At 65.4% G+C, this 26,856-nt stretch carries 23 protein-coding genes and 2 rRNA genes (1 of these 25 cut by a window edge); 11 read left to right on the forward strand and 14 right to left on the reverse strand.

Annotated features, from left to right (window positions below):
- Both can and E5P2_RS23250 read right to left on the reverse strand, forming a co-directional pair.
- Window positions 1-696 (reverse strand): carbonate dehydratase, encoded by a 696-nt coding sequence (can, locus tag E5P2_RS23245; RefSeq protein WP_162569500.1) that lies wholly within the window; start codon window positions 694-696, stop codon window positions 1-3.
- Window positions 697-738: 42 nt separating this feature from the next.
- A complete protein-coding gene (locus tag E5P2_RS23250; protein WP_162569501.1) occupies window positions 739-1,134 on the reverse strand; it encodes a MerR family transcriptional regulator in 396 nt (131 codons plus the stop codon).
- 99 nt (window positions 1,135-1,233) lie between these two features.
- Here E5P2_RS23250 and E5P2_RS23255 point away from each other — a divergent pair, with 99 nt between their 5' ends.
- The 6 genes from E5P2_RS23255 (at window position 1,234) to E5P2_RS23280 (ending at window position 7,941) form a co-directional block, all read left to right on the forward strand.
- Entirely contained in the window at window positions 1,234-2,295 is a 1,062-nt protein-coding gene (locus E5P2_RS23255; RefSeq protein ID WP_162569502.1) for an MBL fold metallo-hydrolase, read from the forward strand.
- A complete protein-coding gene (locus E5P2_RS23260) occupies window positions 2,292-3,635 on the forward strand; it encodes a leucine-rich repeat-containing protein kinase family protein (RefSeq protein ID WP_162569503.1) in 1,344 nt (447 codons plus the stop codon). Before E5P2_RS23255 ends, E5P2_RS23260 begins: the two co-directional genes overlap by 4 nt.
- 11 nt (window positions 3,636-3,646) lie before the next feature.
- Complete coding sequence (locus tag E5P2_RS23265; protein WP_162569504.1) at window positions 3,647-4,567, forward strand: pseudouridine synthase; 921 nt, start codon at window positions 3,647-3,649, stop codon at window positions 4,565-4,567.
- Window positions 4,568-4,617: 50 nt separating this feature from the next.
- Window positions 4,618-5,265, forward strand: a complete 648-nt coding sequence (locus E5P2_RS23270) for a response regulator (RefSeq protein WP_162569505.1) — start codon at window positions 4,618-4,620, stop codon at window positions 5,263-5,265.
- Window positions 5,258-7,075: an ATP-binding response regulator gene (locus tag E5P2_RS23275; protein ID WP_162569506.1), complete on the forward strand. Its 1,818-nt coding sequence runs from the start codon at window positions 5,258-5,260 to the stop codon at window positions 7,073-7,075. Before E5P2_RS23270 ends, E5P2_RS23275 begins: the two co-directional genes overlap by 8 nt.
- A gap of 95 nt (window positions 7,076-7,170) precedes the next feature.
- Complete coding sequence (locus tag E5P2_RS23280) at window positions 7,171-7,941, forward strand: SDR family oxidoreductase (RefSeq protein WP_162569507.1); 771 nt, start codon at window positions 7,171-7,173, stop codon at window positions 7,939-7,941.
- A 4-nt stretch (window positions 7,942-7,945) separates the two neighbouring features.
- Here E5P2_RS23280 and E5P2_RS23285 read toward each other — a convergent pair whose 3' ends face one another.
- The 10 genes from E5P2_RS23285 to E5P2_RS23330 form a co-directional block, all read right to left on the reverse strand.
- Window positions 7,946-8,851, reverse strand: a complete 906-nt coding sequence (locus E5P2_RS23285) for a M48 family metallopeptidase (RefSeq protein ID WP_162569508.1) — start codon at window positions 8,849-8,851, stop codon at window positions 7,946-7,948.
- Window positions 8,852-8,860: 9 nt separating this feature from the next.
- Window positions 8,861-9,625 carry a lysophospholipid acyltransferase family protein gene (locus E5P2_RS23290; protein WP_162569509.1) on the reverse strand — a complete coding sequence of 255 codons (765 nt, stop codon included), beginning with the start codon at window positions 9,623-9,625 and terminating at the stop codon, window positions 8,861-8,863.
- Window positions 9,625-10,203: a D-glycero-beta-D-manno-heptose 1,7-bisphosphate 7-phosphatase gene (gene gmhB / locus E5P2_RS23295; protein WP_162569510.1), complete on the reverse strand. Its 579-nt coding sequence runs from the start codon at window positions 10,201-10,203 to the stop codon at window positions 9,625-9,627. The genes E5P2_RS23290 and gmhB overlap by 1 nt, the downstream gene beginning before the upstream one ends.
- Window positions 10,204-10,244: 41 nt before the next feature.
- Window positions 10,245-12,380, reverse strand: coding sequence for a glycine--tRNA ligase subunit beta (glyS, locus tag E5P2_RS23300; protein ID WP_162569511.1), 2,136 nt, complete (start codon window positions 12,378-12,380; stop codon window positions 10,245-10,247).
- Window positions 12,381-12,383: 3 nt separating this feature from the next.
- Window positions 12,384-13,292 carry a glycine--tRNA ligase subunit alpha gene (glyQ, locus tag E5P2_RS23305; RefSeq protein ID WP_162569512.1) on the reverse strand — a complete coding sequence of 303 codons (909 nt, stop codon included), beginning with the start codon at window positions 13,290-13,292 and terminating at the stop codon, window positions 12,384-12,386.
- Between the two features lie 197 nt (window positions 13,293-13,489).
- A complete protein-coding gene (locus E5P2_RS23310; RefSeq protein WP_162569513.1) occupies window positions 13,490-14,557 on the reverse strand; it encodes an asparaginase in 1,068 nt (355 codons plus the stop codon).
- A 151-nt stretch (window positions 14,558-14,708) separates the two neighbouring features.
- Window positions 14,709-16,265: an apolipoprotein N-acyltransferase gene (gene lnt, locus E5P2_RS23315; RefSeq protein ID WP_162569514.1), complete on the reverse strand. Its 1,557-nt coding sequence runs from the start codon at window positions 16,263-16,265 to the stop codon at window positions 14,709-14,711.
- Window positions 16,262-17,140 (reverse strand): HlyC/CorC family transporter, encoded by an 879-nt coding sequence (locus E5P2_RS23320; protein WP_162569515.1) that lies wholly within the window; start codon window positions 17,138-17,140, stop codon window positions 16,262-16,264. Before E5P2_RS23320 ends, lnt begins: the two co-directional genes overlap by 4 nt.
- A gap of 53 nt (window positions 17,141-17,193) precedes the next feature.
- Entirely contained in the window at window positions 17,194-17,913 is a 720-nt protein-coding gene (locus tag E5P2_RS23325; protein WP_162569516.1) for a GNAT family N-acetyltransferase, read from the reverse strand.
- A gap of 75 nt (window positions 17,914-17,988) precedes the next feature.
- Window positions 17,989-18,462 carry an Lrp/AsnC family transcriptional regulator gene (locus E5P2_RS23330; protein WP_162569517.1) on the reverse strand — a complete coding sequence of 158 codons (474 nt, stop codon included), beginning with the start codon at window positions 18,460-18,462 and terminating at the stop codon, window positions 17,989-17,991.
- Between the two features lie 152 nt (window positions 18,463-18,614).
- Between E5P2_RS23330 and hppD the strand changes: the two genes are divergently transcribed.
- The 5 genes from hppD to E5P2_RS23355 all read left to right on the forward strand — a co-directional run bounded on the left by hppD (window position 18,615) and on the right by E5P2_RS23355 (window position 24,190).
- Entirely contained in the window at window positions 18,615-19,742 is a 1,128-nt protein-coding gene (gene hppD / locus E5P2_RS23335) for a 4-hydroxyphenylpyruvate dioxygenase (protein ID WP_162569518.1), read from the forward strand.
- A gap of 96 nt (window positions 19,743-19,838) precedes the next feature.
- On the forward strand, window positions 19,839-20,570 hold the full coding sequence (locus E5P2_RS23340; protein ID WP_443083525.1) for a transporter substrate-binding domain-containing protein: 732 nt from the start codon (window positions 19,839-19,841) through the stop codon (window positions 20,568-20,570).
- Window positions 20,571-20,587: 17 nt separating this feature from the next.
- Window positions 20,588-21,457 (forward strand): phenylalanine 4-monooxygenase, encoded by an 870-nt coding sequence (gene phhA, locus E5P2_RS23345; RefSeq protein ID WP_162569520.1) that lies wholly within the window; start codon window positions 20,588-20,590, stop codon window positions 21,455-21,457.
- Between the two features lie 121 nt (window positions 21,458-21,578).
- Window positions 21,579-23,270 carry an AMP-binding protein gene (locus E5P2_RS23350; protein WP_162569521.1) on the forward strand — a complete coding sequence of 564 codons (1,692 nt, stop codon included), beginning with the start codon at window positions 21,579-21,581 and terminating at the stop codon, window positions 23,268-23,270.
- Window positions 23,267-24,190: an MBL fold metallo-hydrolase gene (locus E5P2_RS23355; RefSeq protein ID WP_162569522.1), complete on the forward strand. Its 924-nt coding sequence runs from the start codon at window positions 23,267-23,269 to the stop codon at window positions 24,188-24,190. Before E5P2_RS23350 ends, E5P2_RS23355 begins: the two co-directional genes overlap by 4 nt.
- A 58-nt stretch (window positions 24,191-24,248) precedes the next feature.
- Here the strand turns inward: E5P2_RS23355 and rrf are convergent.
- Window positions 24,249-24,361 (reverse strand): 5S ribosomal RNA (gene rrf / locus E5P2_RS23360).
- A gap of 120 nt (window positions 24,362-24,481) precedes the next feature.
- Window positions 24,482-26,856, reverse strand: a 23S ribosomal RNA gene (locus E5P2_RS23365) (it continues 494 nt past the right edge of the window).

The raw sequence follows: 26,856 nt of genomic DNA on the forward strand, positions 1-26,856 counted from the left end.
TCAGGCGGCGCCGGTGCCGGGCTGCGGCGCTTCGGCCGGCTTGCTCCACTTGTAGCGGATGCGCTGTACGGCGGCGCGGTAGGTGGTCTCCAGCGGCTTGGAACCGTCGACGGACACGCCCAGATCCTGCAGCAATCCGTCGTGCACGCCGAACGCCCAGCCGTGGATGGTCACCTCCTGGCCGCGGCTCCAGGCGTCGACCATCACGGTGCTGACCGCCACGTTGACCACCTGCTCGGCCACGTTGAGTTCGCACAGTGCGTCGGCGCGAAGCTCCGGCGGCAGGCTGTCGAGCATGGCGTGGTGACGGTCGCGCACGTCCTGGATGTGGCGGATCCAGTTGTCGGCGAGACCGATGCGCGCGCCCTCGAGCGCGGCCTGCACGCCGCCGCAGCCGTAGTGCCCGACCACCATGATGTGCTCGACCTTCAGGCGCTCGACCGCGAACTGGATCGCCGACAGCGCGTTGAGGTCGGAGTGCACCACGATGTTGGCCACGTTGCGGTGCACGAACACCTCGCCCGGCTCGAGCCCGGTGATCTGGTTGGCCGGCACGCGGCTGTCGGAGCAGCCGATCCACATGTAGCGCGGCTTCTGCTGCTTGACCAGGCTGGTGAAGAAGCCGGGACGATCGCGCTCCATCCGGGCGGCCCAGCTGCGGTTGTGGGAGAAGAGATCGTCGAGCGTTTCGGACATGGTGTGATCCTCGATGGAAGTTGTTCGAAATGGGCGCCGCCGTCAGCGCGCCCTCGGCCGGGTGGCGCGCGTGAGGGCGGCGCGCGCCTGCTTTTCCTGGGCCCGCACTTCCGCGATGTTGGCCTGCAGCTCGGCCAGGCGCGCTTCGAGCTGCGCACGGTGCTCGCCGAGCACGCCCAGGAAGCGCTGCAGCTGCACGGCAGTGTCACGCGGGCTGTCGTACATGTCGAGGATCTCCTTGACCTCGGTGAGCTTCAGGCCCAGCCGCTTGGCGCGCAGCGTGAGCATCAGGCGGGTGCGGTCGCGTGCGCTGTAGACGCGCTGCTGGCCGGCGCGCGCCGGGGCCAGCAGGCCCATGTCCTCGTAGAAACGGATGGCGCGCGTGGTGAGATCGAATTCCCGGGCGAGCTCACCGATGGCGAAGGTCTGCGAAGGCATGCGAATGGAGCGGGGTTTGCGGAGGCGACAGCGCAGTGGGACGGCACTGCCTACAATGGGGGCTCAGCTCTATGACGTTTACGTTAACGTCAATCTTACATGAACCTGCTCGAACGCGAACTCCACTACCCTCTCGGCGACACGATGCCGGCCCCCGGCGAAACGATCGAGGTCGCGCCGGGCGTACGCTGGATCCGCATGGCGCTGCCCTTCGCGCTCGACCACATCAACCTCTGGCTGCTGCGCGACACGATCGATGGCGTCGAGGGCTGGACGGTGGTCGACTGCTGCATTTCCCGCGACGAGGCGCGCGCGCAATGGGAGCAGATCTTCGCTACGCAGCTCGAGGGCCTGCCGATCCTGCGCGTGATCGTCACCCACATGCATCCCGACCACATCGGCCTGGCCGACTGGCTGTGCCGGCGCTGGAACGCGCCGCTGTGGATCAGCGCGACCGACTACCACGTGGCGTGCGTGCTCACCAGCACCGGCGACACGCTGGCCGGCGGCGACGCGGCGGCGGATTTCTTCGCCCTGCACGGCCTCACCGATCCGGAATCGATCGCCAAGATCCGCGCCCGCACCAGCTACTACGCCAACATGGTGCCCGCCGTGCCCGCGCGCTTCGTGCGCATGCTCGACGGCGACCTCATCCCGATCGGCGGGCGCAGCTGGCGCTGCATCAGCGGCTACGGCCATGCGCCGGAGCACATCGCGCTCTACAGCGAGGAGCTGCACGCGCTGCTCGGCGGCGACATGATGCTGCCGCGCATCTCGACCAACGTGAGCGTGCACGCGGGCGAGCCCGAGGCGAATTCGCTGCGGCTTTTCCTCGACAGCATCGAGCGCTTCAAGTCGCTGCCCGCCGACACGCTGGGCCTGCCCTCGCACGGCAAGCCCTTCACCGGCATCCACCGGCGCGTCGAGCAGTTGCAGGAACACCACCGCGACCGGCTGGCCGAGCTGCTGGAGGCCTGTCTGCAAAGGCCCCACAGCGCGGCCGAGGGTCTGCCGATCCTGTTCAAGCGCGAACTCGACCTGCACCAGATCACCTTCGCCATGGGCGAGACGGTGGCGCACCTGCACCTGCTGTGGTTTTCGGGCCAACTGCAGCGCCGCCTGGGCGAGGACGGCATCTATCGCTTCGGCGCAGCGGCATGAGCCTCGAGACGCTGGCTCGGCTGCGCGCGGGCGAGCTGGCCGGCATCCAGCGGCTCGATCTCTCGTGCGGCCTGACCGAGTTCCCGCGCGAGGTCTTCGATCTGGCCGACACGCTGGAGGTGCTCAACCTGTCGGGCAATGCCCTCAGCAGCCTGCCCGATGACCTGCACCGGCTGCACCGCCTGCGCGTGCTGTTCTGTTCCGACAACCAGTTCAGCGAATTGCCCGAAGCCATCGGGCGCTGCGCGCAGCTCGACATGGTCGCCTTCAAGGCCAACCGCATCCGCAGCGTGCCGGCCGCCGCGCTGCCGCCCTTGCTGCGCTGGCTGATACTGACCGACAACCGCATCGAGGCACTGCCGCCCGCGCTCGGCCGCTGCACGCGGCTGCAAAAGCTCATGCTCGCAGGCAACCTGCTGCAGGCCTTGCCCGAGGCGTTGGCCGCGTGCCATCGGCTCGAGCTGCTGCGCATCTCGGCCAACCGCTTCGATGCCCTGCCCGCCTGGCTGCTCTCGCTGCCGCGGCTGTCGTGGCTGGCCTTCGCGGGCAACCCTTTCGACGAGACGCCCGAGGCGACCGCCATGGCCGCCCCGGCGATGCCGACCATCGACTGGCAAAGCCTGTCGTTGCAGCATCGGCTGGGTGAAGGCGCTTCGGGCGTGATCTATCGCGCCGAGTGGCAACCCCTGCAAGGCGAGGCGCAGCCGGTGGCAGTGAAGCTCTTCAAGGGCACCGTGACCAGCGACGGCTGGCCGCACAGCGAGATGGCCGCCTGCATTGCCGCCGGCGCGCATCCGAACCTGATCGCCGTCGAGGCCCGCGTGGCGAATCACCCGGAGGGCACGCCGGGACTGGCGCTCGCGCTGGTCGATCCGCACTTTTCCAACCTCGCCGGCCCGCCCAGCCTGCAATCCTGCACGCGCGATGTCTATGACGGCAACGCGGGCTGGTCCGCCAAGGCCGCGCTGCGCATGGCCTGCGGCATCGCCTCGGCCACGGCCCAGCTGCATGCGCGCGGCATCCTGCATGGCGATCTCTATGCCCACAACATCCTGTGGGACGGCGCAGGCCATTGCCTGCTGGGCGACTTCGGCGCGGCCTCCTTCCTGCCGCGCGGCGACGACGCGCAGGCGCGGGCGCTGCAGCGCATCGAGGTGCGCGCGTTCGGCTGCCTCGTCGAGGAGCTGGCGGCGCGCTGCCGGCCGGGCGACGGCGACGAAGACGACGCAACGCGCGCGCTGCTGGCGGACCTCCAGGCGCGCTGCCTGCAAGCCGAGCCTGCGGCGCGTCCGGCCTTCGCCGAGATCGTGTCGGCCCTGAACGCCGACGCGGGCCGCTGAGCACGCAGCCCATGCGCGCGCTGCCGCTGCCCACCCGCGACGGCGTCGGCCCGAGCTGCACCGCGCTGCCGGTCGGCCCCTGGCCCACCATCGCGGAATTCCTGATCGAGCGCTTCGCGGCCATCCCGCGCGCGACATGGGAAGCCCGCATGGACGCGCGCGAAGTGGTCGACGAGCATGGCGTGCCGGTCAGCGCCGAGCGGCCCTACGAGCCGCGGCTGCGCGTCTATTACTACCGCTCGCTCGAGGCCGAGGCGCGCATTCCTTTCGACGAACTCATCCTGTCGCAGGACGCGCACCTGCTGGTGGTGGACAAGCCGCACTTCCTGCCGGTCGCGCCGGTCGGCAAGTACGTGCAGGAAAGCCTGCTGGTGCGGCTCAAGCGGACGCTGGGCCTCGACCAGCTCGCGCCGCTGCACCGCATCGACCGCGAGACCGCCGGCATCGTGCTGTTCTCGGTCCAGCCCGCCACGCGCGGCGCCTACCACGCGCTCTTCGCGCAACGCGCGATCACCAAGCACTACGAGGCCATCGTGCCTTGGCGCGAGGGCCAGGTACTGCCCGCCGTGCACCGCAGCCGCATGGCGCCCGACGACCACTTCATGCGCATGAGGGAAGTGCCCGGCGAGCCCAATGCCGAAACGCACCTGGCGCTGCTCGAACAGCGCGGCGCCTGGGCTCGCCTGCAGCTCTCGCCGGTCACCGGGCGCAGGCACCAGCTGCGCGTGCACTGCGCGGCGCTGGGCATGCCGATCCTGAACGATGCGATCTACCCGACGCTGCGGGCCGAAGGCGGCGAGGACTTCAGCCGGCCACTGCAGCTGCTGGCGCGGGAGCTGGCCTTTCGCGATCCGGTCAGCGGCGCCGAACGCCGCTTCGCGAGCACGCGAGCGTTGCAGCTTCCGCACGACGGCCTTCGACCAAAGTCCTAGTCGGCGCCGGCCCGGCCGCAATCTGATGAATACTCCGCCGGGAGGTGACGATGAAGGTACTGATGATCGACGACCATGTGATGTTCCTGCAGGGCATGAAGAACCTGCTGAACGTGCTGGTCCCCGAACTGCGGGTGGAGACCACCAAGGACATGGCGAATGCGGCGCAGCTGGTGCAGCTGGCCGAGTTCGATCTGGTGCTGCTCGACTGGCATCTGAGCGACTGCAATGGCGAGCAGTCGATCCGCCGCCTGCGCGATGCCGGCTGCATGGCGCGCATCGTCGTGCTGTCGGGAGAGACCAACGCGACCCTGATCCGCCGGTCCGTCGACCTGGGCGCGGCCGGCTTCATCCCCAAGAAGTACAGCTCGGAAATGATGGTCGCGGCCCTCCGGCACGTGCTGGCCGGCCGCATCTTCCTGCCGATGGAGACGCTCCACGCGGGCGCGGCGGACACGGCCGGCCCTTCGGCCGCCGCGGCCGGTCCCGATCCTCGGCTGTCGGGCCTGACGGCGCGCCAGATGGACGTCTACCGCGCGGCCGCGCGCGGCCTGCCCAACAAGCTGATCGCGCGCCAGCTCGACATCGCCGAGTCCACCGTCAAGGCCCACCTGACCGCGGTCTATGCGGCGCTCGGCGTGCGCAACCGCACCGAGGCCGCCTACCAGGCATCGCGCGAGGGCGTGCGCATTGACTGAGACCACGGGCTCCACGCCGATGCCGCTGGCGGCCGGCTCGCGCGAGGCGCGCATCGAGCGGCGCATCCTCGAGCGCCGGCTGTCGCTGATCCTTCAGTACTCGCGCCGCCTGCCGCTCAACTACCTCGGCTACATCCTGGTCGCCTTCATCGCTGCGCGGCAGGGCTTGCAAGGCTGGCACTGGCTCTGGCTGGCGGCCACCGGCGCGGTGATGGCGTACCGCTGGTGGCTCGGACGCGCCGCCGAGCGCGCCGCGCCGGAAGATCAGCTCGGGTTCCTGCCGCCGCTGCTGCGCGGCTTCGACCTCAACGGCATCACGACCGCGGCCATCGTCCCCTTCGTGTTCATGGGGCCGGGGAATTTCGCGCCGCTGGCCGTGGCCGCCGTGCTGATGGCCGGCTGCACCCTCGGTGCGGCCTCGGTGGCGGGCTCTCGGCGCGCCTTCGTCGGCTTCTGCACGCTGACCTTCTGCTGCCTGGCCGGCGGCTGGGCCTGGCGCGGCGGCGCCATGGGCTATCTGTTCGCGGCCGGCATCGGGCTCGTCTACTTCATGCTGCTGGCGACGGTCAAGGACCAGGGCCGCATGCTGTACACGCTGATGAGCGTGGTCGATGACAACGCGGTGCTCCACGAAACCGTCAGGCAGGAGCGCGACCGCGCCGAAGCCGCCAGCGAAGCCAAGACGCGCTTCTTCGCTGCCGCCAGCCACGACCTGCGACAACCGCTGCATGCGCTGTCGATCAATGCGACCACGCTGGACATCCTGGCCCACCGCACCCACGATCCGTTGCTGAAGGAGGTCAGCCGCGGCATCGGCAGCGCGCTGCGCCAGAGCAGCGGCCTGCTCGACGGATTGCTGGACATCTCGCGCCTCGATGCCCACACGATCGAGGCCCGGCTGGCGCCGCACGACATCGGCGCCGTGCTGCGCGCTTCGCGCGACGAGTACGCGGCGCTGGCGGCGCAGCAGGGCCTCTTCCTGAAGATCGCGGTGCCCGAGGCGCCGCTGTGGGGCCTGACCGACGGCGACCAGTTGATCCGCATCGTCGGCAACCTGGTGAACAACGCGATCAAGTTCACGAGCATCGGCGGCGTCACCCTGTCGGCGCAGCGCGGCACGGCGGGCGACGTCGTGGTGCGGGTGAGCGACACCGGCCCGGGCATTCCGGCGCACGAGCGCGAGCGGGTGTTCGAGGAGTTCTACCAGATCGGCAATCCGTCGAGAGACCGCACCCAGGGTCTCGGCCTCGGCCTCGCGATCGTGCGCCGCACGGCGGCGCTGCTGAACATCACGCTGAAGCTGGACGGCGCGCCGGGACACGGCACCACCTTCGAGCTGCACATCGCGCATGCCGAGCCGACGGCCGACGAGCCGGAGACGAGCGCTTCCCTCGACCGCGCCTTCGACGGCACCCGCCTGGCCGTGCTGCTGGTGGACGACGAGCCCGAAGTGCTGGCGGCGATGTGCACCTACCTGCACCAGCTCGGCTGGTCCGTGAAAGGCGTCGCGAGCGCGCGCGAGGCCGAGCGGGCGCTCGACGGCGGCTTCGCGCCCGACGTGATGGTGGTCGACTTCCGGCTGCGCGACGAGACCGGCCTCGACGTGATCGAAAGACTGCGCGCGCGACAGCCCGGGCTGCCCGCGGTGATCGTCACGGGCGAGACCGCGCCCTCGCGCTTTCGCGCGCTGTCGGGCGCGGCGGCGCGCATCCTCCACAAGCCGCTCGACGGCGACCGTCTCGCGCGCGCGCTGCACGAGGTGGTGCTGGGGCTCGACGACGAAGCCGAGGCCGCAGTGGCGCCAAGGTGACGCCGGGCGCCATCCGCGCGCACTAAGCTCGCGTCTCGCGCTGCCCGTCGGGCAGCCTCAGGCGGCCCCGCGCCGCGCATCCGGAGACACATCGCATGGACACCAGCCAGCTCTTCTCGCTCAAGGGGCGCACGGCGCTCATCACCGGCGGCTCGCGCGGCATCGGCCGCATGATCGCCGAAGGCTTCCTGGCGCAGGGCGCCCGCGTCTACATCTCGGCACGCAAGGCGGCGGCCTGCGACCAGACCGCGAAGGAGCTGTCGGCCTTCGGTCCCTGCATCTCGCTGCCGGCGGACGTGTCGACGGTCGAGGGCGCGCATGCGCTGGTCGCGGCCTATGCGAGGCACGAAAGTGCGCTCGACATCCTGGTCAACAACGCCGGCGCGGCCTGGGGCGCAGCCTACGACGACTTCCCTGAGAGCGGCTGGGACAAGGTGGTCGATCTCAATCTCAAGGCGCCTTTCTTCCTGACGCAGGCGCTGACGCCGATGCTGCGCAAGGCCGCTACCGACCATCTCGCGAAGGTGATCCATATCGCCTCGATCGACGGCATCTCGGTCAATCCGCAGGAGACCTATTCGTACGCGGCGAGCAAGGCCGGGCTGATCCAGCTCACGCGGCGCATGGCGCTGCGCCTTGCGCAGGACCGCATCGTGGTGAGCGCGATCGCGCCGGGCGCCTTCGCGTCCGACATGAACAAGGATGCGCGCGACCACGGCGAAGCGGTGAAGGCGCGCATTCCGGCGGGCCGCATCGGCGTGCCGGAGGACATGGCGGGCGCCGCGATCTACCTCGCATCGCGCGCCGGGGACTATGTGATGGGCTCGACGCTGGTCGTCGATGGCGGCGTGACGCACGCCCGCTGAACCTTCACCACTTGGGAACCGGCTGCTCCTTGAGCTGCTGCCGCAGCGCGCCGTAGTCCGGCACCACGCTCTCGACCGTCTCCCAGAAGCGCGCGCTGTGGTCCATCACGCGCAGATGGCTGAGTTCGTGCGCGACCACGTAGTCGACCACCGACATGCGGAAATGCACCAGCCGCCAGTGCAGCCGGATCGCGCCGTCGGCGCTGGCGCTGCCCCAGCGCGTGGAGGCGTTCGACAGCGACAGCTTGTGCCACGCGACGCCCAGGCGCGGCGCGAAATGATCGAGCCGCTCGATGAAGATGCGCCGTGCCTGGCGCATCAGCCAGGCTTGCGCGGCATCACGGATCTGCGCCGCGCTGGCGTTGTTCGCGAGCGCGAGGCGCAGCACGCGCGGCCCCTCGCCGTCGCCCGCATCGAGCACGGCCCCGACACCCTCGAAAGCATGGTGCGGATCGAGCTGCACCAGGACCGGCTGGCCGAGGAAGGGAAAGCTCACGCCGTCCTTCCACTCGATGCGCGCCGCTTCGAGCCGCGCGTGGCGCTGCTGCGTCTCGGCCAGCTTGCGCAGGATCCAGTCGGCCTTCTCGGTCACCGCGGCATCGACATCGCGCAGCGCCACCCAGCGCGGCGCGCGCACCGACAGGCCCTCGGCGCCGACGATGAAGCCGATGGTGCGGCGCTTGCCGCGCGTGAACTCGTAGGCCACGCGCGCATGGCCCAGCATCAGCTCGCGCGTCGCCCGCGGATGCACGAAATGCGCGGGCACCAGCGCATCGGCGAGCGGGATCGGGGGTCGCAGGTCGATGGCCGTGCGTTCTTCGACCGGCGGCGAGGACACTCGCGGCGGCGCAGGTGGCTCGGCCTCGGGCTCGCCGAACAGATCCAGCGTGAACTGCAGCAGGCCGCGCATGGCCACGTCTCAGGCCGTGGTGGAGACGGCCGACGCGACCGTCGCATAGGCCTCGGGATCGAGCCGGCGCATCTCGCCTTCGATCCAGGCCTCGACTTCGCGCATCAGCTCGTCGGGCCGCCGGCCCACGCTCGGAATGGCGGGCCCGATCGACACGTCGACCACGCCGGGATGCTTGATGAAGGCCTTGCGCGGCCAGACCCGGGCCGAAGTGACGGCGATCGGGATCACGGGCACGCCGGTCTCGCAGGCGAGCCGCGTGCCGCCCGTCTTGTAGGTGCCCTGCTGCCCGCGCGGGATGCGCGTGCCTTCCGGGAACATGATGACCCAGATGCCCTGCGCCAGCAGCTCGCGGCCTTGCGCGACGACCTTGTTGAAGGCCTTGGTGCGCTGGCTGCGGTCGATGTGGATCATGTCGAGGCGCGCCATGGCCCAGCCGAAGAACGGGACGTAGATCAATTCCTTCTTGAAGACGAAGGCCAGCGGATGCGGCATCAGCGTCGGCATCAGGAAAGTCTCGTAGGTCGACTGGTGTTTGACCAGCAGCACGGCGCCGGCGAGCGCATCGGTCGGCAGGTTCTCCATGCCGGTGACGCGGGTGCGGATGCCGAGCAACACCCGTGCGCCGCCGATCGCCCAGCTCAGCCAGCGCACCGCCATCCAGTAGAGCGGGATGCCGCGCTTCCAGAGCGAGCTGACCACCATGATCAGGCCCCACGGGATCACGGTGACGAGCATCCACAGCGCGTGGACGACGGATCGGAGCCAGGCCATCAGACCGCCACCTTCAGCGCAGCTTGTGCCTCTTCGCGCGTCAGCAGGAATTCGACGAAGGCCGCCAGGTCCTCGTGGACGCGGGTGTTCGGCGGGTATTCGGGCGGAAGCGTCACGCCGCGGCAGGCGCTTCCCATTCCGGTCAGCAGAAGATGCGGTTCGCAGCCGACGGCGGCGCCGGCCTGCAGGTCGCGCAGGCTGTCGCCCACGGTCGGCACGTTGCGCAGATCGACGCCGTAGCGCTCGCCGATCTGGTGGAACAGGCCGGACCGGGGCTTGCGGCAATCGCAGCCTTCGTCGGGGCTGTGCGGGCAATAGAACACCGCATCGACGCGGCCACCCACGGCAGCCAGCATCTTGTGCATCTTGGCATGCATGGCATTGAGCGACGCGACATCGAACAGGCCGCGGCCGAGCCCCGACTGGTTCGATGCGATGACCACGTGCCAGCCCGCATGGTTGAGCCGCGCGACCGCCTCCAGCGCGCCCGGCAGCGGCGTCCATTCGACCTCGCTCTTCACGAAGTCCTCGCGATGGATGTTGAGGGTGCCGTTGCGGTCGAGGATGATGAGTTTCATGGTCTTTCGTCCTTGCGGGCTTGGCGGGCGAGGCGCGGCAATCAGGCGGCCAGCCGCTCGAGTTGCGCCACGCGGTTCATCGCGGCATGCAGCAGCATCAGCAGCCCGAGGCGATTGAGCCGCAGATCGGACTGCTCGGCATTGACCATCACGCCATCGAAGAAGGCATCGACCGGGGCACGCAGCGCGGCGAGTGTCTGCAGCGAGGCGGTGTGGTCGCCGGCATCGAACTGGGCATTGGCCACCGGCACGACCTCCTGCATCGCGGCGTAGAGTGCCTTCTCTGCCGGTTCGTGCAGCAGCAGTTCGCTCACGTGCGCATCGGCTTCGGGCGACTTCTTGAGGATGTTGCCGATGCGCTTGTTGGCAGCGGCCAGCGCCGGGGCCTCTGGCAGCGCTGCGAAGGCGCGCACCGCGGCGAGCAGCTTCGGCACATCGCCGAGGCGCTGCGGATTCGGCGCCAGGACAGCGTCGACTTCCTGCGCGCTCGCGCCCTGCTCGCGCAGGCTGCCGGCCAGGCGGTCGTAGATGAAGTCCTGCAAGGCCTTCATCGCGCGCTCGGACTCGAAGCCCTCGATGCCCTTGAACTGCGCCGCGGCGTCCTGGATGAGCGTGTCGAGCGCGAGCGGCAGATTCTTCTCGATCAGCATGCGCACCACGCCCAGTGCGTGGCGGCGCAGTGCGAACGGATCGCGGTCGCCGGTCGGCAGGTTGCCGATGCCGAACATGCCGACCAGGGTCTCGAGCTTGTCGGCCAGCGCGACGACGACGCCGACAGGGTTGCGCGGCAGCTCGTCGCCGGCGAAGCGCGGCTTGTAGTGGTCCTCGATCGCATCGGCGACCGCGGCGTCGAGGCCGTCATGCAGCGCGTAGTAGCGGCCCATGATGCCCTGCAGCTCGGGGAACTCGCCGACCATGTCGGTCACCAGGTCGGCCTTGGCCAGCTGCGCGGCCTGCGTGGCCTGCCGGGCGAGCGCCGCGTCGCCGAGCTTCAGCGCGATCTCGCGCGCGATGTGCATCACGCGGACCACGCGCTCGCCCTGCGTGCCGAGCTTGTTGTGATAGACCACCTTGCCCAGCGCCTCGACGCGCGAAGCGAGCGACTTCCTGCGGTCCTGGTCGAAGAAGAACTTGGCATCGGCCAGCCGCGGACGCACCACGCGCTCGTTGCCGCCGATCACCGCGCTGGCATCGTCGGGGCGGATGTTGCTGACCACCAGGAACTGGTGGGTGAGCCGGCCGGCCGCATCGAGCAGCGGGAAGTATTTCTGGTTGGCCTTCATCGTGAGGATGAGGCATTCCTGGGGCACGTCGAGGAACTCGCGCTCGAACGCGCACACCAGCACGTTGGGACGCTCGACCAGCGCGGTGACTTCGTCGAGCAGTGCATCGTCATGGATCGGCTGCGCACCGCCACCGACCTTCACCGCCGCCTCGGCCAGCTGGCGCGCGATCTCGAAGCGCCGCGCCTCGAAGCCGGCAATCACCGCACCCTCGTCGGCAAGCTGCTCGACATAGCTGTTGGCATCGCGCAGGACGATCGGATCGACCGCCGCCTCGAAACGATGGCCGTGCGTCGCGCGGCCGGCCGCCAGACCCAGGGCCGTGACGGGAACGACGGCATCGCCATGCAGGGCCACGAGACCATGTGCAGGACGCACGAAGCTCACGCTGGCCCAGCCCGGCAGCTCGCAACCGGTCTCGAGCTGGTAGCTCATGACCTTGGGAATCGGCAGTTTCGCGATCGCTTCGGCCAGCGCCTTCTGCAGGCCTTCGGCCAGCGTCGCGCCCTTGGCCGTGCTGTCGAAGAACAGCGCTTCGGCCTTGCCGTCCATCGCGCGGCGCAGCCCCGGCACGGCCGATGCGTCGGCGCCGAGCGCGCCCAGCCGTTTGAGCAGCGCAGGCGTCGCCGCGCCCGATGCGTCGAGGCCCACGGCCACCGGCATGAGTTTTTGCGACACCGCCCTGTCAGCCGCCTGCGCCAGCACGTGGGTCAGGTGCGCGGCGAGGCGGCGCGGCGAGGCGTAGGCGGTCAGCACCGCGCCTACCTCGGCGAGACCTTGCGCCACCAGCTGATCGCGCAGCGCGGAGGCGAAGGCGTCTCCGAGTTTCTTCAGGGCCTTGGGCGGGAGCTCTTCGACGAACAGTTCGACGAGCAGGTTGTTCTGGGAGGTCATCGCTCAAGCCGCCTTCTTCGTGGTGATCTGTGCGACCCACTCGCGCGGCGCCATCGGGAATCCGAGCCGTTCGCGGCTTTCGTAATAGCTCTGCGCGACGCTGCGCGCGAGATTGCGGATGCGGCCGATGTAGGCCGCGCGCTCCGTCACGCTGATCGCGCCGCGCGCGTCCAGCAGGTTGAAGCTGTGCGCCGCCTTGAGCACCTGCTCGTAGGCCGGCAGCGCAAGCTTCACTTCCATCAGGTGTTTGGCCTGCTTCTCGTGCGCAGCGAAGGCGGTGAACAGGAAATCGGCATCGCTGTGCTCGAAGTTGTAGGCCGACTGTTCGACCTCGTTCTGCAGGTAGATGTCGCCGTAGCTGAGTCCCTCGGTCCAGACGATGTCCTTGATGTTCTCGACGCCCTGGAGATACATCGCCAGGCGCTCCAGCCCGTAGGTGATCTCGCCGGTGATCGGCCGGCAGTCGATGCCGCCCACCTGCTGGAAGTAGGTGAACTGCGTCACCTCCATGCCGTTGAGCCAGACCTCCCAGCCCAGGCCCCAGGCGCCGAGCGTCGGGTTCTCCCAGTCGTCCTCGACGAAGCGCACGTCGTTGGTCTTGAGGTCGAAGCCGAGGGCTTCCAGCGAGCCGAGGTACAGCTCCAGGATGTTGGCCGGCGCAGGCTTGAGCACCACCTGGTACTGGTAGTACTGCTGGTAGCGGTTGGGGTTCTCGCCATAGCGGCCGTCCTTGGGGCGGCGGCTCGGCTGCACGTAGGCCGCCTTCCAGGGCTCCGGCCCGAGCGCGCGCAGGAAGGTCGCGGTGTGCGACGTGCCGGCGCCCACCTCCATGTCGTACGGTTGCAGCAGGGCGCAGCCCCGGTCAGCCCAATAAGACTGAAGCTTGAAAATGATTTGTTGGAAAGTCAGCATGGTGAGCCCGGTGGCCGGACGGCGGCGAACAGCCTCCGACACAGCGAACTCTGGATTTTAGGTGGCTCGCCCAAGGCTTCGCGCCTTCGGCCAACACCCATTCAAGAGCGGCCGCGGAACCGGCTCCGCCGGGCCGCAGGCCGCGCCCCCGGCAGGGGGTAGGCGGCTACACGAAGTGAGCAAGCCTGGGGGCGAGCTCAGTACTCCCAGAAAATCCGCTGAAGTTCCTTCGTGTCGCTGGTCTTCGTCAGGGCCACCATCGCGAGGATGCGCGCCTTCTGCGGACGCAGGTCGTGCGCCACCACCCAGTCGTACTTGTCGTCGGGCTGCTCGGCGTTGCGCAACACGAAGCCGTCCGGCACGCGCGAGCTGCGAATGACCGGGATGCCGTCGGCACGCACCTTCTGCAGATTGGGCACGATGCGGTCTGCGACCGAGCCGTTGCCGGTGCCGGCATGGACCAGCGCCTTGATGCCGCTCTTGGCGAGCGCGTCGATGGCAGTCGAGGACACGCCTTCGTAGCCATAGGCGATCTCGACCGCGGGCAGCGCGTCGATGCTGTCGATGTCGAATTCCGACTGCATCGTGTGGCGCTTGACCGGCGCGCGGAACCAGTAGTTGCGGCCTTCGACGATCATGCCCAGCGGGCCCCACTGGCTCTTGAAGGCCTCGGTCTTGATGTTGACGGTTTTGCTGACGTCGCGTCCGCTCTGGATCTCGTCGTTCATGGTGACGAGCACGCCCTTGCCGCCGGCGTCCTTGCTGGCAGCGACGTTCACCGCGTCGAACAGGTTCAGCGCGCCGTCGGCCGACAGTGCGGTGCCGGGCCGCATCGAGCCGACCACGATGATCGGCTTGGCGGTGTGTACGGTGAGGGTGAGAAAGTAAGCCGTTTCCTCGAGCGTGTCGGTGCCGTGGGTGATCACGATGCCGTCGACATCGGGCTGCTTCGACAGGGCCGAGACGCGCTTGGCCAGGGTCAGCAGGTTGTCGTTGGTGAGGCTTTCCGAGGCGATCTGGAACACCTGTTCGCCGCGAACGTTGGCCACCTTGGACAGCTCGGGCAGGCCGGCGATCAGCTTGTCGACCGGCACCTTGGCGGCCGAGTAGGTGGCGCTGTTGACGGCCGAGGCGCCGGCGCCGGCGATGGTGCCGCCGGTGGCGAGGATGACGACGTTGGGCAGGGCCTGCGCGTGCACGATGGCACCGGCCGCAGCGAGGGCGGCCGCGGCCGCAAAGGAACGGAATCGTGGGGCGAAGTACATGGCAACTCCTGGTGACGCTGGTGTGACTGATTTCACAGAGCGCCGAGACGATAACGGACGCATGCGCGCCCGGATCGCGCCCGAAATGCCGAGCGTGCATACGGTCATGCACGCGCTTCGACGAGGGCTTCGTTGCGTCGCGAAAGAGCGTCTAGCGGCGGCGCCGACCGCGCAGCATCAGCGTCGCTGCGATGACGATCAGCGCACAGCCCCAGAGCGGCCAGAGCCCGAAGCGCGACACCCAGAACGCATAGGGCGTGATGCCGCTGCGGCCTTCCACCTCGGCCAGCAGCACGCCGCGCGTGAGCCGCGGCAGTGCGTAGGTGACGCGCCCGTGATGGTCGATGACGACGGTGGCGCCGGTGTTGGTCGATCGCACCATCGGACGCTGGAACTCGAGCGCGCGCATGCGCGAGATGGCCAGGTGCTGGTCGATCGCGATCGAGTCGCCGAACCAGGCGATGTTGCTCACGTTGAGCAGCACGGTGGGCGCATCGGCCTCGTTGCGGAAGTTGGCGCCGATCTCGTCGCCGAACAGATCCTCGTAGCAGATGTTGGGCGCGATGCGCTGGCCCTGCCAGACGAAGGGCGGCTGTGCGAGGCCACCGCTCTGAAAATCCCCGAGCGGAATGTTCATCAGGTCGGTGAACCAGCGAAACATGCGCGGCACGAACTCGCCGAAGGGGACCAGGTGATGCTTGTCGTAGCGATAGGGCACGCCCTGCCCTGGCCGGAAGCCCAGGACGGCGTTGCTGTAGAACCGGCCGTCGTCCAGCGGCAGCCCGACGATGGCGGCCTGCTGGCCCGTGGCATAGCGTGCTGCGATCGCGTCGAGGTAGCCGGGCGGCAACTGCGAGGGCAGCAGAGGCAAGGCCGTCTCGGGCGTGATCACGAGCGGTGCGGTTGCGCGCTCCAGTTGCTCGCCATACCAGCTCAACGCGGTCGCGACGCCTCCGCCGGGAATGAACTTCTCGTCTTGCGGAATGTTGCCCTGGAGCAGCGCGACACCGAGGCGGCCATGCGACCGTGCGGATTCGTCAGGCTCTCCGCGGGCCATTCCGATGAGCCCCGGGACGAACAGCAACACAGCGGCCAGGCCGATGGCGGCCGCGAGCGCACGGCCGCGCGCACGGCGGAGTGCCATCGCGGCGAGTGCCGCGATGGCGCCGGCCACCGCACCGATGCCGTAGACGCCCAGCCAGGGCGCATAGACGGCCAGTGGCCCGTCGACATGCGCGTACCCCCCGGCGCCCCACGGAAAGCCGGTGAACCAGCTGCCGCGAAGCAGTTCCGCCAGGGTCCACAAGGCGCTGAAGAACACTGCGGCTCGCACGATGCCGGCCGGTGCGAACACGACGAAACAGGCGCATGCCAATGCGTAGTACAACGCCAGCGCGGCAGCGAGCCCGAGCACGGCCAATGCCGCGAGCGGCGCCGCGAGGCCGCCGTAGGTGTGCATCGAAATGAAGAGCCACCAGAAGGTGCCGCAGAGCCAGGCCGTGGCGAAGATCCAGCCGCAGCCCATCGCGCTGCGCCACGTCGGGCGGGGCCGGCCGCCGGCAGGCAGCGCATCGAGCTGCCAGACCAGCGCGGCGAGCGAGAGCAACTGCAGCCACCAGAGCGGCTGACCATTCCACGGTGCCGCGACGGACGTGGCCTGCGCGAGGCCCGCGAGCCCGAAGCCCGACAGGCGAAGAAGCGTCTTCAATCGGCCGCGTCGTCGCCGCGCGCGGGCGAGACCTTGAACCACCGCACCGCGCCGCCCTTGGTGTGCAGCACCACGAAATCGAAGGCACCCAGGGCGTAGTGCTCGCCGCGCTTGGGCACATGGCCCATCTCGTGCGCGATCAGGCCGCCGATGGTGTCGAAGTCTTCGCTCAACGCCTCCTCGTCGAAGGTGATGCCGAAGGCCTCCGCCACGCGCTCGATCGGCGTGTCGCCCGAAACGCGGTAGGTGCGATCGGCCAGGCCGAAGATGTCGCCCTCGTCCTCGGCGATGTCGAACTCGTCCTCGATCTCGCCGACGATCTGTTCGAGGACGTCTTCGATGGTGATGAGTCCGGCCACGCGGCCGAATTCGTCGATCACGATCGCGAGGTGGTTGCGGTTGCCGCGGAATTCGCGCAAGAGGTCGTTCAGTCCCTTGCTCTCGGGCACGAAGGTGGCGGGACGCAGCAGCGCGCGGATGTTCAAGCCTGGCGCGCGCTGCAGCTTGAGCAGATCCTTCGCGAGCAGGATGCCGATGATGTTCTCTTTTTCACCCTCGTAGACCGGGAAGCGCGAGTGCGCGGTGTCGATCACGAGATGCAGCAGCGCATCGTAGGGCGCGTCGATGTTGACCAGGTCCATCCGCGGCGCGGCCACCATCACGTCGCCGGCGGTCATGTCGGCCATGCGAAGCACGCCTTCGAGCATGACACGGGACTCGGCACCGATCACGTCGTTGTCTTCGGCGTCCGCCAGCGTCTCGATCAGCTCGTCGCGCGAGTCGGGCCCCGGATGGATGAATTCGGCGAGCTTCTGAAGAAAGCTGCGCTTGTCTTCGCGTTCGACGGGTGCGCGCTCAGGGTGAGGTTCGGCCACTGCGGGAGGGCGGAGTTGGGGGAACGCAAGGATACCGGAAAGCGTCCCCGGGTTTACCTGCCCCGCGACGCGCGCACGCCGCTGCGGATTTCCTGCAACCCGGCCAGGAATGCCCAGAATTGCTTGGCGCGGGTCTTCAATTGGAAGTCGACCTCGGCGTAGTGCTCCAGCGCGATCTCGCTCATGCGGCTGTCGAAGGTGGCCGCGGGCAATTGCAGGTGGGCTTCGGATTCCGAGCCGGTGCGCACCACGGTCGCGCCGGCGTTGCGGGCGATCTTGAGCATGGCGGCGTTTTCGCTCAGAGCGTGAATGAAGAGCATGCCGACGCCTTCGTTGCGGGCGACGACCACGGCGCGCTCGAACAGGCGCGCGCCGTAACCGCGCCCGCGCGCATGTTCTGCCACCGACACGCCGAACTCGGCGCAATCCGTGTGCTGATCGGGGGGCGCAAAGGCCAGATGGGCCATCGCGATCAGATCGAGGCGCCGGTTGTAGATGCCGAAGAGTTCATCACGCTCGAAGTCGAGGCCGTCGACATAGCGCTGGATTTGTTCGTCGGAGGCCGCGTAGCCGAAGCGCAGGTAGCGGTCGTTCGGGGCGAGCGCCAGCAGGTGCTGCGCAATGCGGCTGCGCTCGCGCGGGCCGATCGAACGGATCGGCACCATCACCGGGTGCGGCGCCGCAACAGCGCGCGGATGCGCCTCAACCATGGGCGGCTTCAGGAAGGAGCCCAGGCCGAAGGAGGCTTTCAGAAGGGCCTTGGCAGTTGACATGCCTCCAATATAAGGGTTTTCCCTTAACCAAGGGGATCACAAGGGCTCCTCGCATGTTTCCAGGGTGGATCACCGTCAAACGGGCACCGCCGTCGTGGCCTTGACCCTGTCGAGCACGAAGCTGGTCTTGCAGTCCTGCACGCTCGGGTGCTTGAGCAGCGTGTCCATGATGAAGCGGCTGTAGTGCGCCATGTCGGCGACCACCACGCGCAAGAGATAGTCCATCTCCCCGGTCAGCGCGGCGCATTCCACGACCTCTGGCCAAGTCTGCACGCTGGCCCGGAAAACGTCCATGGGATTGCGCTTGTGGCTTTCAGTGAGCTTTTCGAGCCGGACATTGAGGTACGCCGTGAGGCCGAGGCCGATGGCTTCGGGCTTGACGAGCGCGACGTAGCGGTCGATCACGCGGCTTTCCTCGAGGCGCTTGACGCGGCGCAGAACTGCGCTCGGCGACAGGCTCACTTGTTCTGCAAGCTGGTCGTAAGTGGCGCGGCCATCGGCTTGCAAGGTGCGCAGGATCTGTCGATCGAGCTTGTCAAGTGCGTTCATTTTTTAATTTTCACAGTTTTCATGTGTCAACGGGAGGAATCAGGCGTGATTACGCTGAAATCATGATCGTCTGCGCTTTTACAGTTCCGTATGGACGCCGCCGGCACGCGGCGCGACACTGGCCCCATCCCCCGCCCACTCGGAGACCCTCAATGAGCACTGCAGACGCACCCGCATTCACGCCCTGGGACAACCCCATGGGTACCGACGGATTCGAGTTCATCGAGTACGCCGCGCCCGACCCGGCCGCGATGGGTCAGGTGTTCGAACGAATGGGCTTCAAGGCCATTGCCAGGCACCGTCACAAGAAGGTGCTGCTGTATCGGCAGGGCACGATCAACTTCATCATCAACTCGGAGCCCGACTCCTTTGCGCAGCGTTTTGCGCGCCAGCACGGACCGAGCATTTGCGCGATCGCGTTCCGCGTGCAGGACGCCAAGGCGGCCTACGAGCGCGCGACCTCGCTGGGCGCGTGGGGCTTCGCACCCGGCGCAGGCCCCGGGGAGTTGAACATTCCTGCCATCAAGGGGATCGGCGACAGCCTGATCTATTTCGTCGACCGCTGGCGCGGCAAGAACGGCGCGCAGCCTGGCGATATTGGCAACATCGGCTTCTACGATGTCGACTTCGAGGCGCTGCCGGGACTGAGCGCGGTAGAGGCGCTCGCACCCGAGGGCCATGGCCTGACCTACATCGACCATCTGACGCACAACGTGCATCGGGGCCGTCTGAAGGAATGGGCCGATTTCTACGAGCGCCTCTTCAACTTCCGCGAGATCCGCTACTTCGACATCGAGGGCCAGGTCACCGGCGTGAAGAGCAAGGCGATGACCAGCCCCTGCGGCAAGATCCGCATTCCGATCAACGAGGAAGGCAACGAGAAGGCCGGCCAGATCCAGGAATATCTGGACACGTACCACGGCGAAGGCATCCAGCACATCGCCATGGGTTCGCACGACCTGCCGCACTCGGTCGATGCCTTGCGTGCCTCGGGCGTGAAGCTGCTCGACACCATCGACACCTACTACGAGCTGGTGGACAAGCGCATTCCGGGCCATGGCGAAGACGTGGCGGAGTTGAAGAAGCGCAAGATCCTGATCGACGGCAAGAAAGGCGCGCTGCTGCTGCAGATCTTCAGCGAGAACCAACTGGGACCGATCTTCTTCGAGTTCATCCAGCGCAAGGGCGACGACGGCTTCGGCGAAGGCAACTTCAAGGCCCTGTTCGAAAGCATCGAGCTCGACCAGATGCGCCGTGGGGTTCTTGCCGCCGCACAATAGGCGCCCTATTGCACACAGGAGCCCGGCATGCGCCCGATCGTTTCTCTTTGCTCTCTCTGGATTGCAGCCGCAGCGTTGGCGCTGGGAGGCTGCGCGATGACGCAGCGGACTGGCGGCGATACGCCATCACACCTCGACGCAGTGCAGAAGACAAGCGTCTTGCGCGTCTGCACGCCGGGCGACTACCGGCCCTTCAGCTTCCAGAAGTCCGACGGAAGCTATGAGGGCATCGACGTCGATCTGATGACGGGCTTCAGCACGAGCCTCAATGCGAAGCCCGAATGGGTCAAGACCAGCTGGGCCAATCTGCTGCCGGACCTCGCGGCCGGCAAATGCGACATGGCCGTGGGCGGCATCTCCGTCACCACCGATCGGCAAAAGCGCGCTTTCTTCAGTGCGCCGTATATGGTCAATGGCAAGACACCGATCGCGCGTTGCGCCGATGTCGCCAAGTACCAGAGCGTTGCCGACATCGACAAGCCGGAAGTGCGCGTGATCTTCAACCCGGGCGGCAGCAATGAGCGCTTCGCGCGCGCCAATTTCAAGCGCGCCAAGCTCATGCTGCACAGTGAGAACCTGACGATCTTCGACGAGATCCTCGCCAACCGAGCGGATGTCTTCGTGACGGAGTCGGCAGAAGCGCTGACGCAACAAAAACTCAAGCCGGGCCTGTGCGCCATCCATCCCGACAAGCCTTTGCAGTACGGCGAGATGGCCTGGATGCTGCCGCGCGACGACCTGGCCTTCAAGGCCTACGTCGACCAGTGGCTCCATCTGTCGCAAGCCGGCGGCGAATTCCAGGGCGTGATGGACCGCTGGCTCAAGTAACGAACGATCGAAGATCCATGGACAGCACAGCGGCCTCAGTCACCCCGGCGGTCTACGGTGAATCGGACCGGCCGCCGCGCGGCGACTACTCGCGCGGAGGTACCGTTCTGGCCGACTACACCTGCCCGCAGGACTGGGCCAGTTATACGGCGGCCGATCACGATACCTATCGGCGCCTTTACGAGCGTCAGGCGGCTCAGTTGCCGGGCCTGGCCTGCGATGCCTTCATTGCGGCATTGCCCTCGCTCGGAGTCAAGGATCGCATTCCGCACTTCGACGAGATCAACGAGCGGCTGTACAAGGCGACGCGCTGGGAAGTCGTGGCAGTGCCGGGGCTCATTCCCGAAGTCCCTTTCTTCACGCTGCTGGCGAATCGCAAGTTCCCGGTGACGGACTGGATCCGCACGCCGGAGGAATTCGACTACATCGTCGAGCCGGATGTATTTCACGATCTTTTCGGCCATGTGCCGATGCTGTTCGACCCTGCATTCGCCGACTACGTGCAGCGCTATGGCCAAGGCGGCCTCAAGGCACATGCCCAGGAGGCTTGCGAGAAGCTCGCCCGGTTGTACTGGTACACCGTGGAGTTCGGGCTGATACGCCAGCCCGAAGGGCTGCGTGCCTACGGTGCGGGCATTCTGAGTTCGGTCGGTGAATTGCGGCATGCGGTGCAAAGCGCCGCGCCGCTGCGCTTGCCGCTGGACCTGCCGCGCGCCATGCGTACGCGCTACAAGATCGACAGCTATCAGAGCACGTACTTCGTCATCGAGAGTTTTGCGCAGCTGTTCGATCTGACTGCGCCCGATTTCACGCCGCTCTATCAGATGCTGGCTGCGCAGTCTGACATCGAAGCTGGCGCGAAACTTCCAGGCGAATCGAGCGCCTGACCATGGCGACCGCTCGAGCTCGAACAGCTCATCGGTAGCGATCTCCGAAGCATGACCCTAGGACAAGCCCGCTGGCGGCTTGCCCGGTCTCGCTTCGACAATCCGCGCCAAAGGAGATCGCATGCAAACATCGGTGCTGCAGAACTATCCGGCCGGCGTGCCGCGTGAGGTACATCCCGAGCAGTACCGCTCGCTGGGACAGATGTTCGAGGAATCGTTCCAGCGCCACGCCGATCGGCCGTTCTCCGTGTGCATGGAACGATGGATGTCCTATGGCGAACTCGACAGGCTGTCGACGACGCTGGGTGCCTGGCTTCAGTCGCGGGACCTGGAAGCCGGTGCGCGCGTGGCCATCATGCTGCCGAACGTGCCTCAGTTCGCCGTCACGATGTGCGGTGTCCTGCGCGCCGGCTACTCGTGCGTCAACGTGAATCCGCTGTACACCGCGCGCGAACTCGAGCACCAGTTGAAGGACTCCGGCGCAACGGTGATCGTGATCCTGGAGAACTTCGCCTCGACGCTCGAGCAAGTGATCGAGCGCACGGCGGTCAAGCATGTCGTGATCTCATCGATGGGCGATCTGCTGGGCGGGCTGTACGGCAGGTGGATCACGCTGGCCGTGAGGCATCTCGCCAGGATGGTTCCGCCCTACAAGCTTCCGCTGGACAACGGCCGCAGCGTCACGACCTTTCCGAAGGCGCTGGCCGAAGCCGGTGGCCGCGCACTGCGTCCCGATCCATGCACACTCGATTCGATCGCGTTCCTGCAATATACGGGCGGTACCACCGGGCTTTCGAAGGGCGCCGTGCTGACGCATCGCAATATCGTCGCCGCGACCTTGCAGGCCGAAGCCTGGTTCATGCCTGCGTTGGCGCGCGCGGGCGATCTGTCGAAGGTCAACAGCATTGCCGCACTTCCGCTGTATCACATCTTCGCGCTGACGCTTTGCCTGCTCGCGATTCGGCAGGGCTCGCATCTCACGCTGGTTCCCAATCCGCGTGATTTCGGAAAGTTCATTGCCGTGCTCAAGAAGCGCCCCTTCCACATGCTGCCGGCGGTGAATACCTTGTTCAATGCCCTGCTGGTGCACCCGGAGTTCAAGACCGTGGACTTCTCGACGCTGTTCGTATCGCAGGCAGGAGGCATGGCAGCCTCCGAAGGAACCGCTCGCCGATGGTTCGAGCTGACCGGCTGCCCGATGATCGAAGGTTGGGGCATGAGCGAAACCTGCGCGATCGGCACCAACAATCCCGTCACCAACACGACATTCACCGGCACCATCGGATTGCCATTGCCGAGCATCGAGATCGCGATCAAGGATGATGAAGGTCGCTCCTTGCCGATCGGAGAAGCAGGGGAACTGTGCATCAAGGGGCCGAATGTCATGATCGGCTACTACAACCAGCCGGCCGAAACCGCGGCAGCGTTCACCGAGGACGGATTCATGCGAACCGGGGACATTGCAGTGATGCAAGAGGACGGTTACAGCCGGATCGTCGACCGGAAGAAGGACATGATCCTCGTGAGCGGGTTCAACGTGTTCCCGAACGAGCTCGAGAACGTCATTTCCTTGTGTCCAGGCGTCATCGAATGCGCCGCGATCGGCGTGCCTGACGAAAAGCAGGGCGAGGCCATCAAGGCCTTTGTGGTGCGCAAGGATCCTCAACTGACCGAAGAAATGGTGATGCGCTATTGCAATGAGCAGTTGACCGGCTACAAGCGGCCCAAGTACATCGAGTTTCGCGACGCATTGCCGAAGACGAACGTCGGAAAAATTCTTCGGCGGCAGCTGCGCGCCAGCGTTTCGACGTGACTGCGCGGGTCGCGCTGCCGCCCGAAGTGGTTGTCCTCGAACGAGGATGGCTGTCGTCGAACAACATTCTCTTCCTGGGGCGCGAAGAGACGGCGCTGGTCGATACTGGCTACGCGACTCATTCGGACCAGACGATCGCGTTGGTAGCGGACCGACTCGGCCAGCGGCCGCTCGATCTGCTGTTCAACACGCATTTGCACAGCGACCATTGCGGTGGCAATGCCGCGTTGCAAGTGCGCTATCCGCGGATGCGCACCCGCATTCCTCCCGGCGAAGCCGATCTGGTGCAGAACTGGGACGAAGAAGGGCTGAGTTTTCGCGCAACGGGACAGCACTGCCCGCAGTTTCGCTTCGACGGTCTTCTGGTTCCAGGACAGGAGGTGATACTGGGAAATCGTACCTGGCAAGTCCACGGCGCACCGGGACACGATCCCCATTCGATCGTGTTGTTCGAGCCGCAATCCCAGACCCTGATTTCTGCTGACGCACTGTGGGAGCACGGTTTCGGCGTCGTATTTCCCGAGCTTGCCGGCGAACCATCTTTCGCCGAGGTAGCGGCGACTCTTGATCTCATCGAGGTCCTGGCCCCCCTGTGCGTGATCCCTGGCCATGGAGCCGTGTTCGACGATGTCGCAGGCGCGTTGTCGGAGGCCCGCGAGCGGCTGGAGTTCTTTGTCCGCATGCCGCTCAAGCATGCGCGTCATGCGCTGAAAGTGCTGATGAAATTCAAATTGCTCGATGCCCGATCGATGAACATCGGCGAATGGGATGGCTGGGTGCAGGGCACACCGTATCTCGATGCAATTCGTATGCGCTTTTTTCCAACATCGACCCTTGAACAATTGAGCAGTGAAATTTTGCTCGAACTGATTCGCAGCGGCGCCGCGTCAGCAGATCGCGAGTACATTCGAAATTGCTAGCGCACAAACAAGAACGCCCAACCAAGGGATTGGTTGGGCGGTTCAGGGGGCTGTAAGAGCCTGACGATGACCTACTTTCACACGGGAACCCGCACTATCATCGGCGCTGAGGCGTTTCACTGTCCTGTTCGGGATGGGAAGGAGTGGGACCACCTCGCTATGGTCATCAGGCATAACTGGTTGCTGTCTTGAGGGTAGGTCAAGACAACGAATTCATAGAGTTTGGAATCAGCTTTTGGTATTTTGAATGCGTCAACTTGGCATAACACCTTGATCGGAGATCAAAGTTATAGGGTCAAGCCGCACGAGCAATTAGTATCGGTTAGCTTAACGCATTACTGCGCTTCCACACCCGACCTATCAACGTCCTGGTCTTGAACGACTCTTCAGGGGGCTCGAGGCCCCGGCAGATCTCATCTTGAAACGAGTTTCCCGCTTAGATGCTTTCAGCGGTTATCTCTTCCACACTTAGCTACTCGGCAATGCCACTGGCGTGACAACCGATACACCAGAGGTGTGTCCACTCCGGTCCTCTCGTACTAGGAGCAGGCTTCCTCAAATCTGCAGCGCCCACGGAAGATAGGGACCAAACTGTCTCACGACGTTTTAAACCCAGCTCACGTACCTCTTTAAATGGCGAACAGCCATACCCTTGGGACCGGCTACAGCCCCAGGATGAGATGAGCCGACATCGAGGTGCCAAACACCGCCGTCGATATGAACTCTTGGGCGGTATCAGCCTGTTATCCCCAGAGTACCTTTTATCCGTTGAGCGATGGCCCTTCCATACAGAACCACCGGATCACTATGTCCTGCTTTCGCATCTGCTCGACTTGTCAGTCTCGCAGTTAAGCACGCTTATGCCATTGCACTATCGTCACGATGTCCGACCGTAACTAGCGTACCTTCGAACTCCTCCGTTACGCTTTGGGAGGAGACCGCCCCAGTCAAACTGCCTACCATGCACTGTCCCCGATCCAGATAATGGACCTAGGTTAGAACCTCAAACACACCAGGGTGGTATTTCAACGTTGGCTCCACAAGATCTAGCGACCCTGCTTCAAAGCCTCCCACCTATCCTACACAGATCTGTTCAAAGTCCAATACAAAGCTACAGTAAAGGTTCATGGGGTCTTTCCGTCTTTCCGCGGGGAGATTGCATCATCACAAACATTTCAACTTCGCTGAGTCTCAGGAGGAGACAGTGTGGCCATCGTTACGCCATTCGTGCAGGTCGGAACTTACCCGACAAGGAATTTCGCTACCTTAGGACCGTTATAGTTACGGCCGCCGTTTACTGGGACTTCAATCAAGAGCTTGCACCCCATCATTTAATCTTCCAGCACCGGGCAGGCGTCACACCCTATACGTCCACTTTCGTGTTTGCAGAGTGCTGTGTTTTTAATAAACAGTCGCAGCCACCGATTTTTTGCAACCCATTCATGCTCCGTTGTTCACTTCACACTAATAGGGCACACCTTCTTCCGAAGTTACGGTGTCAATTTGCCGAGTTCCTTCTCCTGAGTTCTCTCAAGCGCCTTAGAATACTCATCTCGCGCACCAGTGTCGGTTTGCGGTACGGTCGTGTGTAGCTGAAGCTTAGTGGCTTTTCCTGGAACCTCGTTCAGTCACTTCACAAGCAAGCTTGCTCGATCGGCAGCCTCGGTATATGACGGGCGGATTTGCCTACCCATCGCCTACTTCTGCCTAAACCGGGATATCCAACACCCGGATGACCTATTAAGATCCGTCCCCACATCGCACTACACATCGGTACAGGAATATTGACCTGTTTCCCATCAGCTACGCATCTCTGCCTCGCCTTAGGGGCCGACTCACTCTACGCCGATGAACGTTGCGTAGAAAACCTTGCGCTTACGGCGAGGGGGCTTTTCACCCCCTTTAACGCTACTCATGTCAGCATTCGCACTTCTGATACCTCCAGCACGCCTTACGACGCACCTTCACAGGCTTACAGAACGCTCTCCTACCACTTGCAATAAATTGCAAATCCGCAGCTTCGGTAACTGGCTTAGCCCCGTTACATCTTCCGCGCAGGACGACTCGATCAGTGAGCTATTACGCTTTCTTTAAATGATGGCTGCTTCTAAGCCAACATCCTGACTGTTTTAGCCTTCCCACTTCGTTTCCCACTTAGCCAATTTTAGGGACCTTAGCTGGCGGTCTGGGTTGTTTCCCTCTTGAGTCCGGACGTTAGCACCCGGTGCTCTGTCTCCCAAGCTGTACTCGTCGGTATTCGGAGTTTGCCTTGGTTTGGTAAGTCGCCATGACCCCTAGCCAAAACAGTGCTCTACCCCCGACGGTAATACTTGAGGCACTACCTAAATAGTTTTCGGAGAGAACCAGCTATTTCCAAGTTTGTTTAGCCTTTCACCCCTATCCACAGCTCATCCGCTAGTTTTGCAACACTAGTCGGTTCGGACCTCCAGTACCTGTTACGGCACCTTCATCCTGGCCATGGATAGATCACTTGGTTTCGGGTCTACACCCAGCGACTATCGCCCTATTCGGACTCGATTTCTCTACGGCTTCCCTATTCGGTTAACCTTGCCACTGAATGTAAGTCGCTGACCCATTATACAAAAGGTACGCAGTCACCCTTGCGGGCTCCTACTTTTTGTAAGCATGCGGTTTCAGGATCTATT

Source organism: Variovorax sp. SRS16 (genome assembly GCF_901827165.1).
In the GTDB taxonomy this organism is placed as follows: Bacteria; Pseudomonadota; Gammaproteobacteria; order Burkholderiales; family Burkholderiaceae_C; genus Variovorax.

Coding starts and splice junctions, on each gene's coding strand:
- E5P2_RS23265 (WP_162569504.1), top strand. CDS start 3,647: ATGCGCGCGCTGCCGCTGCCCACCCGCGACGGCGTCGGCCCGAGCTGC.
- E5P2_RS23350 (WP_162569521.1), top strand. CDS start 21,579: ATGCAAACATCGGTGCTGCAGAACTATCCGGCCGGCGTGCCGCGTGAG.
- E5P2_RS23340 (WP_443083525.1), top strand. CDS start 19,839: ATGACGCAGCGGACTGGCGGCGATACGCCATCACACCTCGACGCAGTG.
- E5P2_RS23260 (WP_162569503.1), top strand. CDS start 2,292: ATGAGCCTCGAGACGCTGGCTCGGCTGCGCGCGGGCGAGCTGGCCGGC.
- gmhB (WP_162569510.1), bottom strand. CDS start 10,203: ATGAAACTCATCATCCTCGACCGCAACGGCACCCTCAACATCCATCGC.
- can (WP_162569500.1), bottom strand. CDS start 696: ATGTCCGAAACGCTCGACGATCTCTTCTCCCACAACCGCAGCTGGGCC.
- E5P2_RS23290 (WP_162569509.1), bottom strand. CDS start 9,625: ATGGCCTGGCTCCGATCCGTCGTCCACGCGCTGTGGATGCTCGTCACC.
- E5P2_RS23310 (WP_162569513.1), bottom strand. CDS start 14,557: ATGTACTTCGCCCCACGATTCCGTTCCTTTGCGGCCGCGGCCGCCCTC.
- E5P2_RS23255 (WP_162569502.1), top strand. CDS start 1,234: ATGAACCTGCTCGAACGCGAACTCCACTACCCTCTCGGCGACACGATG.
- E5P2_RS23330 (WP_162569517.1), bottom strand. CDS start 18,462: ATGAACGCACTTGACAAGCTCGATCGACAGATCCTGCGCACCTTGCAA.
- E5P2_RS23325 (WP_162569516.1), bottom strand. CDS start 17,913: ATGTCAACTGCCAAGGCCCTTCTGAAAGCCTCCTTCGGCCTGGGCTCC.
- E5P2_RS23250 (WP_162569501.1), bottom strand. CDS start 1,134: ATGCCTTCGCAGACCTTCGCCATCGGTGAGCTCGCCCGGGAATTCGAT.
- hppD (WP_162569518.1), top strand. CDS start 18,615: ATGAGCACTGCAGACGCACCCGCATTCACGCCCTGGGACAACCCCATG.
- E5P2_RS23280 (WP_162569507.1), top strand. CDS start 7,171: ATGGACACCAGCCAGCTCTTCTCGCTCAAGGGGCGCACGGCGCTCATC.
- E5P2_RS23285 (WP_162569508.1), bottom strand. CDS start 8,851: ATGCGCGGCCTGCTGCAGTTCACGCTGGATCTGTTCGGCGAGCCCGAG.
- phhA (WP_162569520.1), top strand. CDS start 20,588: ATGGACAGCACAGCGGCCTCAGTCACCCCGGCGGTCTACGGTGAATCG.
- glyQ (WP_162569512.1), bottom strand. CDS start 13,292: ATGCTGACTTTCCAACAAATCATTTTCAAGCTTCAGTCTTATTGGGCT.
- E5P2_RS23270 (WP_162569505.1), top strand. CDS start 4,618: ATGAAGGTACTGATGATCGACGACCATGTGATGTTCCTGCAGGGCATG.
- glyS (WP_162569511.1), bottom strand. CDS start 12,380: ATGACCTCCCAGAACAACCTGCTCGTCGAACTGTTCGTCGAAGAGCTC.